The organism is Allobosea sp. TAF32 (assembly GCF_052113585.1).
Taxonomy (GTDB): domain Bacteria; phylum Pseudomonadota; class Alphaproteobacteria; order Rhizobiales; family Beijerinckiaceae; genus Allobosea.
The window spans coordinates 228,011-243,339 of the sequence record NZ_JBFRDM010000001.1 but is presented as its reverse complement, the minus strand read 5'-3'; the positions used below and the strand labels follow the sequence as shown (position 1 = coordinate 243,339).

15 protein-coding genes are annotated in these 15,329 nt (G+C 66.6%); 8 read left to right on the top strand and 7 right to left on the bottom strand.

Features of this window, described 5'->3' with window-relative positions; genetic code table 11:
* The first annotated feature begins 186 nt into the window (after window positions 1-186).
* The 6 genes from AB4Z16_RS01035 to dapD all read left to right on the top strand — a co-directional run bounded on the left by AB4Z16_RS01035 (window position 187) and on the right by dapD (window position 5,090).
* Window positions 187-786: a nitroreductase family protein gene (locus tag AB4Z16_RS01035; protein WP_441509464.1), complete on the top strand. Its 600-nt coding sequence runs from the start codon at window positions 187-189 to the stop codon at window positions 784-786.
* A 70-nt stretch (window positions 787-856) separates the two neighbouring features.
* A complete protein-coding gene (locus tag AB4Z16_RS01030; RefSeq protein WP_441509463.1) occupies window positions 857-1,843 on the top strand; it encodes a TRAP transporter substrate-binding protein in 987 nt (328 codons plus the stop codon).
* A 24-nt stretch (window positions 1,844-1,867) separates the two neighbouring features.
* Window positions 1,868-2,647, top strand: a complete 780-nt coding sequence (locus AB4Z16_RS01025) for a VOC family protein (protein WP_441509462.1) — start codon at window positions 1,868-1,870, stop codon at window positions 2,645-2,647.
* Window positions 2,648-2,802: 155 nt separating this feature from the next.
* On the top strand, window positions 2,803-3,069 hold the full coding sequence (locus AB4Z16_RS01020) for a hypothetical protein (RefSeq protein ID WP_441509461.1): 267 nt from the start codon (window positions 2,803-2,805) through the stop codon (window positions 3,067-3,069).
* Between the two features lie 359 nt (window positions 3,070-3,428).
* A complete protein-coding gene (gene cobF, locus AB4Z16_RS01015; protein WP_441509460.1) occupies window positions 3,429-4,190 on the top strand; it encodes a precorrin-6A synthase (deacetylating) in 762 nt (253 codons plus the stop codon).
* Window positions 4,191-4,247: 57 nt separating this feature from the next.
* Window positions 4,248-5,090 (top strand): 2,3,4,5-tetrahydropyridine-2,6-dicarboxylate N-succinyltransferase, encoded by an 843-nt coding sequence (dapD, locus tag AB4Z16_RS01010; protein ID WP_441509459.1) that lies wholly within the window; start codon window positions 4,248-4,250, stop codon window positions 5,088-5,090.
* Between the two features lie 108 nt (window positions 5,091-5,198).
* Here the strand turns inward: dapD and AB4Z16_RS01005 are convergent, their stop codons facing one another.
* Together AB4Z16_RS01005 and AB4Z16_RS01000 are read right to left on the bottom strand one after the other, a co-directional pair.
* Window positions 5,199-5,762: a DUF1269 domain-containing protein gene (locus AB4Z16_RS01005; protein WP_441509458.1), complete on the bottom strand. Its 564-nt coding sequence runs from the start codon at window positions 5,760-5,762 to the stop codon at window positions 5,199-5,201.
* A gap of 137 nt (window positions 5,763-5,899) precedes the next feature.
* Window positions 5,900-7,393 (bottom strand): MDR family MFS transporter, encoded by a 1,494-nt coding sequence (locus tag AB4Z16_RS01000; RefSeq protein ID WP_441509457.1) that lies wholly within the window; start codon window positions 7,391-7,393, stop codon window positions 5,900-5,902.
* Window positions 7,394-7,794: 401 nt separating this feature from the next.
* On the opposite strand from AB4Z16_RS01000, the gene AB4Z16_RS00995 reads away from it, so the two are divergent.
* On the top strand, window positions 7,795-8,325 hold the full coding sequence (locus tag AB4Z16_RS00995) for a hydrolase (RefSeq protein ID WP_441509456.1): 531 nt from the start codon (window positions 7,795-7,797) through the stop codon (window positions 8,323-8,325).
* A gap of 15 nt (window positions 8,326-8,340) precedes the next feature.
* On the opposite strand, the gene AB4Z16_RS00990 is transcribed toward AB4Z16_RS00995, so the two are convergent.
* The 5 genes from AB4Z16_RS00990 to AB4Z16_RS00970 all read right to left on the bottom strand — a co-directional run bounded on the left by AB4Z16_RS00990 (window position 8,341) and on the right by AB4Z16_RS00970 (window position 13,143).
* Window positions 8,341-9,330: a branched-chain amino acid ABC transporter permease gene (locus AB4Z16_RS00990; RefSeq protein WP_441509455.1), complete on the bottom strand. Its 990-nt coding sequence runs from the start codon at window positions 9,328-9,330 to the stop codon at window positions 8,341-8,343.
* 20 nt (window positions 9,331-9,350) lie between these two features.
* Window positions 9,351-10,238, bottom strand: a complete 888-nt coding sequence (locus AB4Z16_RS00985; RefSeq protein WP_441509454.1) for a branched-chain amino acid ABC transporter permease — start codon at window positions 10,236-10,238, stop codon at window positions 9,351-9,353.
* A gap of 121 nt (window positions 10,239-10,359) precedes the next feature.
* A complete protein-coding gene (locus AB4Z16_RS00980; protein ID WP_441509453.1) occupies window positions 10,360-11,565 on the bottom strand; it encodes an ABC transporter substrate-binding protein in 1,206 nt (401 codons plus the stop codon).
* 77 nt (window positions 11,566-11,642) lie between these two features.
* The gene (locus AB4Z16_RS00975) at window positions 11,643-12,389 is read right to left on the bottom strand and encodes an ABC transporter ATP-binding protein (RefSeq protein ID WP_441509452.1); all 747 of its coding nucleotides are present in this window, start codon (window positions 12,387-12,389) and stop codon (window positions 11,643-11,645) included.
* A complete protein-coding gene (locus tag AB4Z16_RS00970; RefSeq protein WP_441509451.1) occupies window positions 12,376-13,143 on the bottom strand; it encodes an ABC transporter ATP-binding protein in 768 nt (255 codons plus the stop codon). The genes AB4Z16_RS00975 and AB4Z16_RS00970 overlap by 14 nt, the downstream gene beginning before the upstream one ends.
* Window positions 13,144-13,550: 407 nt before the next feature.
* On the opposite strand from AB4Z16_RS00970, the gene AB4Z16_RS00965 reads away from it, so the two are divergent.
* Entirely contained in the window at window positions 13,551-15,197 is a 1,647-nt protein-coding gene (locus tag AB4Z16_RS00965) for a caspase family protein (protein ID WP_441509450.1), read from the top strand.
* Window positions 15,198-15,329 lie beyond the last annotated feature (132 nt).

Genomic DNA, 15,329 nt, shown 5'->3' with positions numbered 1-15,329 from the left:
CATGCAAAAGCGGCATCGTTCTCCGCCGCGCTGCCAGGCAAGTAACGCGTTGCCGAAACGGGTCTTCTTAAGGTTTTTCCTTTCCTTGACCCCTCCTTCGCCCATGCCGATCCTGCCGGAGGCCCCGCAGGGCTCCAGGCGTGGTATATCTCGCGCCGGGTTTCGTTCATGCCGTCAGGATTTCTGATGACCAGTATTGCCAATAGCCGCACCGCCGATCACGCGATCGACTCGCTCTTTCTCGAGCGCTGGTCGCCGCGCGCCTTCACCGACGAGGTCATTTCCGAAGCTGAGCTGAAGGCACTGTTCGAGGCGGCGCGCTGGGCGCCATCCTCCTACAACTCCCAGCCTTGGCGCTTCGTCTACGCCCGCCGTGGCACGGCACACTGGCAGACGCTGCTCGGCCTGCTCAACGCGTTCAACCAGTCCTGGGCGAAGAACGCCGCGGCCCTTGTCGTTGTCGTCTCGAAGGAGACCATGGCGGTGCCTGGCAAGGCCGAGGAAGTGCCGTCCTACAGCCATTCCTTCGATGCCGGCGCCGCCTGGGCCAATCTCGCCCTCCAGGCCGTGCGGCTGGGCTGGCAGGCGCATGGCATGGTCGGCTTCGACCGTGCGCGTGCGCTGACAGAGTTTAAGGTGCCTGCTGGCTACCGCGTCGAGGCGGCGGTCGCGATCGGCAAGCCCGGCGACAAGGCGCAGCTGCCGGAAGCCTTGCAGGCGCGGGAGACGCCCAGCCAGCGCAACCCGATCTCGGCGACCGCCTTCGAGGGCGCCTTCCCGGCCTGAATCGTGCGCACCTCTTGCCGCGGGGCGCGTTTCGCGCGATCTCGCGGCAAGCGCTGAAGGAGGCACGCCCTTGCCGATCACCCGCCGCCAGTTCGCCGCCGGCTCCCTCGTCGCGCCCGCTATTTTGCGAAGCGGGCGGGCCTTTGCCGCCGGCCGGCCGGTCACCGTCGCCTCGCTGCTCGGAGAGGCCAAGCCGGAGACCAGGATCTGGCGGCGCGTCGCCGAGATCCTGGCGCGCACGGCGCCGGGGCGCTTCGATCTGCGGATCGTGCCCAATGCCGCGCTCGGCGGCGAAAAAGAGGTCGCCGAGGGCTTACGCCTTGGCTCCATTCAGGCGGCGCTCTCGACAGTCTCATCCTTGTCCGGCTGGGTGCCGGAGGGGCAGATCCTCGACCTGCCTTTCCTTTTCCGGGATCGCGACCATCTCGGAAGGGTTCTGGCCGGCCCGCTCGGGGCCGAGCTCAAGGCGCGCTACGAGGCGCAGGGCTTCATCGTGCCGGGCTTCATCAACTACGGCGCCCGCCATCTCCTCGCCAAGGAGCCGTTGACGACGCCCGCTTCCGTCAAGGGCAAGCGCATTCGCGTCATTCAGAGCCCGCTCCACACCGCGCTCTGGTCCGGCTTCGGCGCTTACCCCACGCCGATCCCGATCCCCGAGACCTACAACGCCCTGAAGACCGGCGTGGTCGACTGCATGGACTTGACCAAATCCGCCTATGTCGGCTTCCGGCTGCATGAGGTCGTGCCGGTCCTGATCGAGACCGGCCATATCTGGGCTAGCGGCGTCGTGATGTTCGCTGCGCCGTTCTGGAAGGCGCTGACGCCGTCCGACCGCGAGGCGTTGGCCGCAGCTGTGGCCGAGGGAACCGCCTATTTCGACGAGCTCATGCTGGCTGACGAGGCCGCCTCTATGGCGAAGGCCGCTTCCGAAGGCGGCAGGACCGTGCCGGCCGAGGACCGCGCCGGCTGGCAGGACGGCGCCCGCAAGGTTTGGGCGAGCTTTGCCCCCCAGCTTGGCGGCATGGCCAGGATCGAAGCCATCGCACAAAGCGACTGATCACCGCATCGCAGGACGACAGCCATGCCGCTTTCGATCGACCATATCGTCATCGCCGTCGCCGATCTCGATGCGGCCATGCGGGACTACGCCGCCCTCGGCTTCACCGTGCTGCCGGGCGGCGAGCATCCGCGGGGCTCGCGCAATGCGCTCGTCGTGTTCGAGGACGGCGCCTATCTCGAGATCATCGCCTTTCCGCGGCCGGTGCCGGGTTTCCGCTGGTGGCAGGTGCTCGATAGCGCCGGGCCCGGCCTCGTCGACTATGCCGTTCTGCCGGATGATTTCGAGGCTGATCTCGCCCGCGCCCGCGCCACCGGCATCGTCATGGACGGCCCGATCGAGGGCGGCCGGCTCCAGCCGGACGGCACGCGCCTCGCCTGGCGCTCGGCACGCCCGCCCGAGCCGGACATTCCCTTCCTCGTCACCGACGTCACCCCGCGCGATCTGCGCGTCCCGACCGGTGCGGCACGTCGTCACCCGAACGGCGTCACCGGGGTCGCCGGCGTCACGGTTGCCGTTCAGGACCTCGCGGGTTCGACGGCGCGCTATCGTGCTCTGCTCGGCCGCGAGCCGGTCGCAACCGGCAGCGTTCCCGGACTCGGCTTTGGCCTCGCCCAGTTCCGCATCGAGCGACAGACCCTCTCGCTGGTGGAGCCGCGTGCGGCGGCCGCAGCCGCCCCGGCGGCGCATCTCATCGCCCGTGGCCAGGGCGCCTATGCGATTTCCTTCTATGGTCCGGACGACGCGGTGCTCGACGTCGATCCGGCCCATGGCGCCCGGCTGGAGATCGTCCGCGAGCCCTGAGCCGGCGGCGTCATTTTCCGGTCACGCTTGCGGGCGAGAGTGGCCCGTTACCTTCGAATAGTTCTATTTACGTATTAATAACAAAGGGTTGCCTCGAATCGCCTGACTGCCTATCTCTCTGCCGCGATCAGTGAATCAACCGACGGAGGACCGGAATGGGTGGAGTCACCGAGGTCGATGTCGCGGCCGCAATCGGCCGCATCGACAAGATCATCATTCAAGAAATCGTCCGCACCGGCGCGAGCCGGCCGGAGTTGCGCCGCGCGCTCGCTCTCGCCAAGGGGCCGGGCGATCTCGCCGCCGATGCGGCACTCCCGCCGCGCATGCAGCGCCTCGTCGATCTGCTTGGCGTCACATTGCCCGAACAGGGGCCACCGAGCCGCCTCCATGCCGCCATGAAGGGCCTCGATTGTGCGGCTTGATCAGGGGAGCGCAGAATCGTTGGAAACCGCCCGGGCAGGATCCGGCAGGCGGTGCTGACGGCTTTTTGTGTGGCGCTCCGCGATACTCGGCTGCCGCCTCTCACCCTGATCGAGCTGGCGGCGCAGGCGGTCGGTTCTGTCGACAGAGAGGTGGCGGATGCTCATCGCGGCGATCAGCCATGCCCTTGCGGCTGGCGGCCGCGCCTCCAGGCGGATCTGGAGGCGCGTCAGGCGGCGCTGGCGTTAAGCGCAGCGCCAGCTCCCCAGCCGAGCCTCGCCGGCATGGCCGTGCTCGGCCGGGCCTGATCTCGCATTTCGCGCGCAGGCCATGCTAAGCCGCTGCGAACCCTCGGAGCGGCATGCGCAACATCCTCATCATCGGCATCGGGGCCGGCAATCCCGACCATATGACGGTCGAGGCGATCGAGGCGCTGAACCGCGCCGATGTCCTGTTCATCCCCGACAAGGGTGAGGAGAAGGCGGCGCTGCGGGCCCTGCGCGAAGGCATCTGCACGCGCTTCATCCGCAAGCCGGGCTACCGCACGGTTCCCGTGGACATCCCGCGCCGGGTCGAGGCCGGCAGCGACTATCATGGCGTAGTCGACGATTGGCATGAGCGCATCGCTACGCGCTACCGCGCGTTGTTCGAGGCCGAGTTGGCCGAGGGGCAGACCGGCGCGCTGCTGGTCTGGGGCGACCCCGCGCTCTACGACAGTACATTGCGCATCATGGACCGCGTCGCCGCCTCCGGCCTCGCCATTGACTGGCAGGTCTATCCCGGCATCAGCAGCGTCCAGGTGCTGGCTGCGCGCCACCGCATTCCCCTCAACACGATCGGCGCGCCGATCCTGATCACCACCGGGCGCCGGCTGGCGGCAGGCTTCCCGGCCGACCAGGACAGCGTCGTCGTCATGCTCGACGGTGAGCAGACCTTCACGAAGATCGATCCGTCTGAACTCGATATCTACTGGGGCGCTTATCTCGGCACGCCCGACGAGATCCTGCGTGCCGGGCCGCTCGCCGAGCTCTCGGCCGAGATCACCAGCGTCAGGGCTGCGGCCCGTGCCCGCCACGGCTGGATCATGGATACCTATCTGCTGCGCCGGCGCTCTGCGGCTTGACGCAGCGCCCCTCATCCGCCATCGCTCCCGCGACCTTCCAAGCGCCGGAGCTGCCCGATGTCCCTCGCCGATCTCGCCGCCACCATCGACGCCGCCTGGGAGAACCGGGCCGAGATCGGCGTTTCGACCAAGGGCGCCGTGCGTGACGCTGTCGAGCAGGCGATCGAGATGCTCGATGCCGGCCAGGCTCGTGTCGCCGAGAAGCAGGGTGCCGACTGGGTCGTGCATCAATGGCTGAAGAAGGCGGTGCTGCTCTCCTTCCGCCTCACCGACAACGTGATCATGGCCAACGGCCCGGGTGAGGGCGTGTTCTGGGACAAGGTGCCGTCGAAGTTCGAGGGCTGGGGCGAGAACCGCTTCCGCGCCGCCGGCTTCCGCGTCGTGCCGCCGGCCGCCGCGCGCAAGGGCTCCTTCATCGCGTCGGGCGTCGTGCTGATGCCGTCCTTCGTCAACATCGGCGCCTATGTCGATAGCGGCACCATGGTCGATACCTGGGCGACGGTCGGCTCCTGCGCCCAGATCGGCAAGAACGTGCATCTTTCGGGCGGCGTCGGCATCGGCGGCGTGCTCGAGCCGCTGCAGGCCAACCCAACCATCATCGAGGACAACTGCTTCATCGGCGCCCGCTCCGAGGTCGTCGAGGGCGTGATCGTCGGCGAGGGCTCCGTGCTCTCGATGGGCGTCTTCATCTCGGCCTCGACCAAGATCGTCGACCGCGCCACCGGCCAGGTCCATATCGGCAAGGTGCCCCCCTATTCGGTGGTGGTGCCGGGTTCGCTGCCGGGCAGGCCCTTCCCGGACGGCACGCCGGGTCCGGCGCTCTCCTGCGCCGTCATCGTCAAGACGGTCGATGCCCAGACCCGTTCCAAGACCGGCATCAACGAGTTGCTCAGGGACTGAGGCGTCGGTCGCGACGCGTCATGCTCGGACCTGACCCGAGCATCTCCTCAACGCGATTCTCGGGCCTCAGCTCCGCTTCGCCCGAGAATGACGGAAAGCCGGGATACCTCACCCCACCGGCGAGGGCGCGCCGGTTCCCTGCGGATAGGGTTCGGGCGGCGAGTCCGCGGCCGGCGGGGTCGCCGTATGGGCGTCGGCCAGTGCGTCGCGCAGCTTCTGCTCCTGCGTGCGGTCGAGCGAGGTCTTGAGCACGGTGCCGCCCGTGCCGCGGATCGCCTCCAGCACCTTGTCGCCTGTCACCTTCTTGACCAGCACGAAGAGCGCGGCATTGCCGGGCCGCAGGCTGCTCGACAGATCCTTCATGAACTTGTCGTCGACGCCGTAATCGGTCAGGGCGCCGCCGAGCGCGCCGGAAGCCGCGCCGAGCGCCGCGCCGAAGATCGGCATCAGGAAGATCGCGCCGATCAGGAGCCCCCAGAACGAGCCCGAGAGCGCGCCCATCGCCGTGGTGTTGAGCAACTGGTTCAGCTTCACCTTGCCGTCTTCATGCATCACCGCGATGGCGGCATCCCCGATCTCGATCAGATATTCCTTCTGCAGGCCGATGAGCTTCTGGCGCATCTCTTCGGCGCGGGCCTCGGTCGGATACACGATGACGACGAGATCGGACATGGCGTGAACCTCTTGCTGCGAATGGTGGCATGCTGGCCCGTGCAGGTGACAAGCACAAGGCAACGCGCAGCATCGCTGTCGGTTCCGCCAGGGATCGTTTTCAGCTCAGGTTGTTTCAACCTGATCCGATACTGGCCCTACTCGCCGCCGACCACCTCGGCCGCTTCGATCGCCCGGCCGCGCAGGGGGAGTTGTTTCATGCGTGCGAGCGAGATCAGGGCGCAGCCGAAGCCGAGGCTCGCTGCGCCGAAGACATAGCGGAACAGCGTCACCATCGTCTCGCGATCGACCGTGCCGAGCTTCAGCGCCTCGGGCGAGAGCTGCGCGGAGGGGCCACCGACGCCGCCGAGCACGATCGCGCCGAAGATCGCGACGATGAGCGCGCCGCCGATCTGGCGGAAGAAGTTGGCCACTGCGGTTGCCGTGCCGAGCTGATGCGAGTTCACGGCATTCTGGATCGAGACGGTCGCGACCGGCAGCAGGGTGCCGAAGCCGATGCTGACGACGGCGAGGATCACGGAGAAAGCCGACAGCGGAAGCTGCCCCGAGAAGGCGGACAGCCCGGCCGTGCCGACAAGCGCGACGAAGAGCCCGGCCAGCGGCACGCGCTTGTAATTCGTCAGATGCGACATCGCGCGGCCGGAGCTCAACGCGCCGACCACCGTCCCGCAGGTGAGCGGCAGGAGGCCGAGGCCGGAATGCGTGGCGCTCATCCCCATCACCGTCTCGAAATAGAGCGGCAGATAGATCGTCAGGCCGATGAAGGTGCCCATGCCGAAACCGGCTGCGACGGTGCCGCGCCGCACGACGCGGTTGCCGAGCAGGTCGAGCGGAATCAGCGGCTCGGCGGCCGTCCGCAGGCGCCAGGCGAAGAGCGCCCAAAGCACCAGGGATATGCCGACCAGCCCGGCGATCGGCAGGGAGCGCCAGGGATAGGCGGTGCCGCCCCAGGACAGGGCGAGCAGCAGCGATACGGTTCCCAGCGTCATCAGCAAGGCGCCGAGCACGTCGAGCTTGTGGGGGCGCTCATGGCGCGGGAGGCGCTTCAGCGCCGAGCTCGTCATCCAATAGGCCACGAAGCCGAGCGGGACGTTGATCCAGAAGATCACCGACCAGTTCAACTGCTCCGCGAGCACGCCGCCGAGGACCGGGCCGAGGAGGGAGGACGACATGAAGACGCTGGCGAAATAGACCTGATAGCGTCCGCGCTCCTTGGGCGGCACCATGTCGCCGACGATGGTCTGGGCAAGCGCGATCAAACCGCCGCCGCCGAGCCCCTGGATGAAGCGCGCCAGCACCAGCAGCCAGAGCGACGGTGCGAGCGCGCAGGCGATCGACCCGATCACGAAAACGACGATGCCGGAGAGCAGGACCACCCGCCGCCCATGGATATCGGCGAGCTTGCCATAGAGCGGTGTCACGGCGGTCGAGGACAGCAGGTAGACGGTGACGACCCAGGACAGATGCGTGACGTCGTTGAGTTCGCGGCCGATCGTCGGCAGCGCGGTGGCGACGATCGTCTGGTCGAGCGCGGCCAGGAACAGCGCCAGCATGACGCCGATCAGGATCGAGCGGATATCGGCAGGTGTCAGCGATGCGGCCTGGGCCGGTGCGTCGAGCCGCTTGTCCATGGAAACCGTGTTTCAATCTGCATTTTGAGAATGACGGAAATTAGTGCTGGCGTGAGCCATGCGCCAGCCGCGTGTTGTCGGGGCCGCTCTGCGATGGGGGCGGAGCGGCTGCGATCTTCTTTAGGCTAGCTGGCGCAATGCAGCGCGCAGCGCCTCGGTCAGTCCCCAGGCAATGCCGCCTCGACGGCGGCGTGGCTGCTCTGCCAGATCGGGAGAGCGGCGGCGAGCACCAGCAGCGTGGTCGCGAAGGGAACGCTCGCATCCTCGTTCATGTCGATGGCATGTGGGGCGCGCCGGAGCGAGTCAAGCGGCACCCGCGGCGGGTGACCGGCCGGGTTGACGCTGAGGGTGCCGAGGCGCGCTATGGTGGGTAAACCGGAAACGGCGAAAGGAGGTTCGCGATGCCGCTGCTGGCCGCCGAGAATGTGATGCTGGTCGTCATCGATTTCCAGACGCGGTTGATGCCGGCGATCCATGACGGCGATAAGGTGCTGCTCAATGCAGGCCGTCTCGCCGAGGCGGCGCGCCTGCTCGATATCCCCGCGGTTCTGACGGAGCAGAATCCGCGCGGCCTGGGCACGACGGTGCCGGAACTGGCCGGGGCTGGTCCGGTCGTCACCAAGATGAGTTTCGACGCTTGCGCGGAACCCGCCTTCCTCGATGCCGTCGCAGGAGATCATGAGCGGGTTATCTGCGGCTGCGAGGCGCATGTCTGCGTCGGCCAGACCGTGCTCAGCCTGCTCGATCGCCGCCGGCGGGTGGTCGTCGCCGCGGACGCGATCGGCTCGCGCGTCCCGGAGTCGCGCGCGATTGCGCTGAACCGCATGGCGAGCCATGGCGCCGAGATCGTCACCACCGAGATGGTGCTGTTCGAATGGCTGCGGACGGCGGACCATCCGCAGTTCCGGCCGGTCTTGAAGCTGATCCGGTGACGGCCCCGTCTCGGCTCAGAGCGGCTTCTTGATCGCCTTGGCGATGACGCCGACGATGCCCTCGCGGAAAAGCAGCACGCAGACCACGAAGACCACACCTTGGACGACGGTGACCCAGGCGCCGAGCGTGGCGAGGTAGTTCTGCATGGCGACGATGACGAGCGCGCCGACGATCGGGCCGAACACGGTGCCCAAGCCCCCGACCAGCGTCATCAGCACGACCTCGCCCGACATCGACCAGTAGACGTCGGTCAGCGACGCCAGCTGGAATACGATCGCCTTGGTTGCGCCCGCGAGTCCCGCGAGCGTCGCCGAGAGCACGAAGACCGCCAGCTTGTATTGGTTGGCGCGATAGCCGAGCGAGATGGCGCGGGGCTCGTTGTCGCGGATCGCCTTGCAGACCTGGCCAAAGGGCGAGTGGATGATGCGGTAGATCAGCAAGAGGCCGATCATGAAGATCGCCGCCACCAGCCAATAGAGCACGCGGTCGTCGGCGAGGCTGATCAGGCCGAGGAACTTACCGCGCGGCACCGCCTGGATGCCGTCCTCGCCGCCGGTGAAGCGTGGCGCCTGCAGCGAGAAGAAGAACACCATCTGGGCGAGCGCCAGCGTGATCATGGCGAAATAGATGCCCTGGCGGCGGATGGCGAGCGCGCCGAAGACGGTGCCAAGCACGGCGGCGATTGCCGTGCCGAGCAGGATCGCGAGCTCCGGCGTCAGGCCCCAGTTCTTGGCGGTGTAGGCGCTGACATAGCTCGCCATGCCGAAATAGGCGGCATGGCCGAAGGAAAGGAGCCCGCCATACCCAAGGAGAAGGTTGAAGGCGAGTGCGAACAGCGCGAAGCACAAAACCTTCATCACGAAGACGGGATAGGCGACGAAGGGCGCGACCACGAGCACCGCGGCGATGGCGATGAACAGGTTGCGGTGCAGGCGCGCCGTGCTGTCGTCGGTCTCGGTGACGACGGCGGCAGCCGGGGTGTCGCTCGAGGCAAGGTCGGTCATGAGATTGTCCCTCGCTCGCGTCAGGCCTGACGGCCGAACAGGCCGGCGGGCTTCACCAGCAGCACCAGCACCATGATGATGAAGATCACGGTCGCGGCCGCTTCCGGGTAGAACACCTTGGTCAGGCCCTCGATCACCCCAAGCGAGAAGCCGGTGACGATGGCACCCATGATCGAGCCCATGCCGCCGATGACGACGACAGCGAAGACGACGATGATCAGGTCTCCGCCCATGTTGGGATTGACCGAATAGATCGGCGCTGCAAGCACGCCGGCGAAGGCCGCGAGCGCAACGCCGAAGCCATAGGTCAGGGTCACCAGGAGCGGCACATTGATGCCGAACGCCTGGGTCAGGGTCGGGTTCTCGGTTGCGGCGCGCAAGTAGGCGCCGAGTTTGGTCTTCTCGATCAGGAACCATGTGCCGAGGCAGACGACGAGAGATGCGACGATCACCCAGCCGCGATAGTTCGGCAGGAACATGAAGCCGAGATTCTGGCCGCCGGCGAGCTGCGGCGGAATGGCATAGGGCAGGCCTGAGGAGCCGTAATAGTTGCGGAACACGCCCTGGATGATCAACGCCAGCCCGAAGGTCAGCAGCAGCCCGTAGAGATGGTCGAGATGGGCGATGCGCTTGAGCAGCAGCCGCTCGATCGCGATACCGGTCGCACCGACGATGATCGGCGCCAGCAGCAGCGCTGCCCAGTAGTTGATGCCGAGATAGTTCAGGCACATCCAGGCGACGAAGGCGCCCATCATGTACTGGGCGCCATGGGTGAAGTTGATGATGTTCAGGAGCCCGAAGATCACCGCCAGCCCGAGGCTGAGGATCGCGTAGAACGAGCCGTTGATCAGGCCGAGAAGAACCTGGCCGAACAGCGCCTGGGGCGGGACTCCAAGAAGTTCGAACATGCGGGGCTCAGATCATCTGGATGTCTTCATGGAACCTCGTCCGTCATTCCGGGCGCAGCGAAGCGCAGGCCCGGAATGACGTCGGAGGGTTCGAAGCCCGGCCGAGCCGGGCTTCAGTGGCTCACTTCTTGACGAGCGGGCACTCGCTCTCGGAAAGCGGCTGGAAGGCCTGCTCGCCCGGCAGCACGGCGATCTGCTTATAGTAGTCCCACGGGCCCTTCGACTCGGAGGGCTTCTTGACCTCGTAGAGATACATGTCGTGCACCTTGCGGCCGTTGATGCGGATGGTGCCCTTGCCGAAGAGCGGGTCGTCCGTCGGCATTTCCTTCATCTTGGCCATGACCGTGGCGCTGTCCTTGCTCTTCGTGGCCTCGACCGCCTTGAGGTAGTGCAGCATGCCGGAATAGACGCCCGCATGGACCATGGTCGGCTTCTTGCCACCGTTGAGCTTGGCGAAGCGCTCCGACCAGGCGCGGGTCTGATCGTCGTGATCCCAGTAGAAGGCTTCCGTCAGGACCAGGCCTTGCGCCGCCTGCAGGCCGAGCGCGTTGACGTCGCTGATGAAGGTGAGCAGGCCGGCGAGCTTCTGGCCGCCCTGGGTGATGCCGAACTCACTCGCCTGCTTGACCGAGTTGATCGTGTCGCCGCCCGCGTTCGCCAGCCCGATGACCTTGGCCTTGGAGGCCTGCGCCTGGAGCAGGAAGGACGAGAAGTCGGTGCCCGGGAACGGCGTCTTCACCGAACCCACGACCTTGCCGCCGGCCTTGGTGATCACGGCCGTGGCGTCGCGCTCCAGCGCATGGCCGAAGGCGTAGTCCGCGGTCAGGAAGAACCAGGTGTCGCCGCCGGCCTTCACCATGGCGCCGCCGGTGCCCTGCGCCAACGCGTAGGTGTCGTAGGTCCAGTGGACGGTGTTGGGGCTGCAGGCCTTGCCGGTCAGGTCCGACGAGCCGGCGCCCGAGTTGATGTGGATCTTGTTTTTCTCCTTGGTGATCTGGCTGACCGCCAGCGCAACCGAGGAGGTCGGCACGTCGAGGATCAGGTCGACGCCGTCCTGATCATACCATTGCCGGGCGATGGTCGAGCCGACGTCCGGCTTGTTCTGGTGGTCGGCCGAGACGATCTCGACCTTGATGCCCTTATCGGCGGCCTTGAAGTCCTCGACCGCCATGCGCGCGGCGATGACCGAGCCTTCGCCCGAGAGGTCGGCATAGAGGCCCGAGCGGTCGTTCAGCACGCCGGCTTTGACCGAAATCTGCTGGGCCAGTGCCGGGCTGGCCATCAGGGCGGCGAGCGCGGTCGTTGCAAGAATCGTCTTCAGTTTCATCGTCGTTCTCCCTGGTGTGGTTGTCGGCATTTCGCCGTGTTCTTGGCCGCGCGATGCCGGCATCCGGGCGAAGCCCGTCAAACTCCGAGATAGCGGTGCAGCTTCTCGATATTGGCGTCGAGCTCGGCGTTCGGGATCATGTCGATAACCTTGCCCTGCTCGACGACATAGTGTCGGTCCGCCACGGTCTGGGCGAAGCGGAAGTTCTGTTCCACCAGGATGATGGTGAAGCCTTCCTGCTTCAGTTTTGCGATGGTGCGGCCGATCTGCTCGATGATCACCGGCGCGAGGCCCTCGGTGGGTTCGTCGAGGAGGAGCAGATGCGCGCCGGTCCGCAGGATGCGGCCGATCGCCAGCATCTGCTGCTCGCCGCCGGAGAGCTTCGTGCCCTGGCTCTTCAGCCGCTCCTTGATGTTGGGAAAGAGCGTGAAGATGGCGTCGAGGGAAAGCCCTCCCGGCCTGACCTGCGGCGGCAGCATCAGGTTCTCCTCGACCGAGAGCGAGGCGTAGATGCCGCGCTCCTCGGGCACGAAGCCGATGCCGAGCCGGGCGATGGCGCGCGAGGGCAGGCCGATCGTCTCCTTGCCCTCCAGCACGACCGAGCCCCTGCGCTTGCCGATCACGCCCATGATCGACTTCAGCGTCGTGGTCTTGCCGGCGCCGTTCCTGCCCAGCAGAGTCACGACCTCGCCGGGCGCGACGTCGAGATCGATGCCGTGCAGTACATGCGATTCCCCGTACCAGGCCTCGAGCCCGCGCACCTTCAGCAGCGGAGCGTTGCCGGCCGCCGTCGCAGGGGCCTTCGCGGCTTCAGTGGTGGCCATGTCCGCCTCCCGAGCCGATATAGGCCTCGACCACGCGGGGGTCCTTCGAGACGGTGGCGTAGTCGCCCTCGGCCAGCACCTGCCCACGCGCCAGCACGGTGATGCGGTCCGACAGCGAGGCGACAACCGAGAGGTTGTGCTCGACCATCAGGATGGTGCGGTTCTTCGAGACCTTGCGAATCAGGGCCTCGATGCGCTCGACATCCTCGCGGCCCATGCCGGCCATGGGCTCGTCGAGCAGCAGCATCTCCGGATCGAGCGCCAGCGTCGTCGCGATCTCGAGTGCGCGCTTGCGGCCGTAGGAGAGCTCGCCCGCCGTCAGGGAGAGGAAGGGCGTGAGACCGACCGCGTCGACGAGGCTCCTCGCCTCATCGTCCAGGCTCCTCAGCGTGCGCTCCGAACGCCAGAAATCGAAGGAATCGCCGCGCTTGCGCTGCAGGGCGATGCGGACATTTGTCAGCACCGAGAGCTGCGGGAACACGGCCGAGATCTGGAACGACCGCACCAGCCCGAGCCGTGCGATCTCCGCTGGCTTCTCGCGCGTGATGTCGCGGCCGTTATACATGATCGTGCCGCGCGTCGGAGGGAGGAACTTGGTCAGCAGGTTGAAGCAGGTCGTCTTGCCGGCTCCGTTGGGGCCGATCAAAGCGTGAATCGAGCCCCGCCGGACATTGAGGTCCACGCCGTTCACAGCTGTAAAGCCGGCAAATTCTTTGGTTAGACCTGACGTCGAAAGAATATTGTCCTCAGGCATGCCGGTTGCCAGCCCTCATCAGCTTAATCATTCTTGCTTGTGCGGTTCCCCTTGCATGGCATGCTGCACCGCGCCGCGAACATAAGTCAACGATCCCGGGGCCGGAAGCGGCGCGCGGAAGGGACATCTCATCCCTTGGTCTTATTCCGCCGATCTCCTGCAAATGGAGGATGTCGCGCTCGGCCGCGTCGCGCGATGTTGCCAGCTCCGGACAATGCTCCGGAAAATCCGTTTGAACCTGCGGCAGGGGAGGCGCGACCAAGGGGTATTCTGGTTTACCGTTGGGAAATGTTGCGGTAAAAATGCCCATTGGCCTTCGTTTTCGTTGTCAGTCGACCAATCGTGTGGCCCTTGTCGGGAGCTTCGCGGCCAGAGGGTATGTGCCGCTGAATTGGGGGGAGGTTGTCGTGAACTTCGCGTCTCTGGTTTCGGTGTTCCAAGCCCGCTTGGCTTCGACCTTTGCGCTGGTGCTCTGGGCCATTGCCTTGGCTTCCCCTGGCCTTGCGGCCGCGCCGGAGCGGCGGGTCGCATTGGTGATCGGCAACAGCGCCTATACGGCGGTGCCGCCTCTCGCCAATCCGATGCGGGACGCCAAGGGCGTCTCGGCGGCGCTGAAGCGCCTCGGCTTCGAGGTTGTCGAAGGCTACGATCTCAAGATGGAGGAGATGACGGGCATGGTGCGCGAGTTCGCGCAGAAGCTCGACGGCGCCAAGGCTGGCCTCGTCTACTATGCCGGCCACGGCATCGCCATCGGCGACGAGAACTATCTCATCCCGGTCGACGCTTCGCTGCGTTCGGAGGCGGATCTCGACTTCAGGGCGGTCAACGTCCAGCTGGTCCTGCGCCAGATGCAGCGCGACGAGCGCGTCAATATCGTCATTCTCGACGCCTGCCGCGACAACCCCTTCGCGACCCAGCTCGCCGCAAAGTCCCGCTCCGTCTCCCGCGGCTTGACCGCGATCGAGACCCAGTCGGCCTCGGGCATCCTGATCGCCTTCGCCACCGATCCGCGTGCGACTGCGCTCGATGGTGAGCGTGATGGCAACAGCCCCTTCACCTCCGCGCTGCTCAAGCACATCGAGACGCCCGAGGTTTCCATCACCACGGTGATGGACCGCGTCCGCGCCGATGTATGGGAAACGACGGGCAAGAAGCAGAAGCCCTGGACGAATTCCTCGATCATCGGCGAATTCAGGCTGAACCCGACGCTGAAGCTCGCCTCGGTCGATGCTTCGGCTGCCGCGACCAAGACCATCGATGCGGCCGTGCCGGTTCCGGCCATGCCGGCTGCGCCCTCCCTCGATCGCGCCCAGCTCGACGTGAAGACCTGGGAAGTCGCCGAGCGCGGTAATTCCGCGGCCGATTACCGCGCCTATCTCGATGCCTTCCCGTCCGGTCAGTTTGCCACCTTCGCGCGCAATCGCCTCGCCAGCCTCGAAGCGGCGAAGCCCGCTGCGAGCGCCACGGAGGCGCCTCCCGGCGTCACTGACGAGGCGCTCAAGAAGGAGGTCGGCACTGTGCAGACCGAGACGGCGATGAAGCTCGAGGCGAAGGATCGCCGCGAATTGCAAGCCCGTCTGCGCGTCGCCGGCTTCCAGCCCGGCAAGGCCGCCGCAACCTTCGGGCCGAGCCAGCGCAAGGCGATTCAGGAATGGCAGAAGTCGCGCAGCATCCCGGAAACCGGCTTCCTGACGGCCATGCAGGCGACGGCGTTGCGCGCCCAGAGCGAGCTTGCCTACCAACAGCTCCTGGCCGAGGAGCAGAAGGCGGCCGCCGAAAAGAAGACGCGGAAGGCTGTCGCGGATACACCGCAAGGCAGCCGCAGCACACGCAAGGTCGCCGATGAGGGCGAGGAAATGTACCGGCGCGATCTCGCTCGCGAGCGTGGCACCGCCAGCTCGGGTACGCAGCCGCGCGGCACAACCAGCACCGGCTATCAGGGCCGCGTCCGGACGCGTGAGAGTGATACCGGGGACAGCACGGGTGCCGCGATCTTCGGCGGCATCGTCGGCGGCGCTCTGGGCGGGGTGATCGGTGGCGGATTCCGCCGCTGAGGCGCCGTCTCCCGCTTATATCATCCGGAAGGCCGGCCCCTCGGGCCGGCTTTTTCTTTCTGTTGCAGCATGGTGGCCATGGCCTTGCGCGGCCTCGTCGTGCGGCTGCGGCAGGGCGGCGTCTGATGGGGA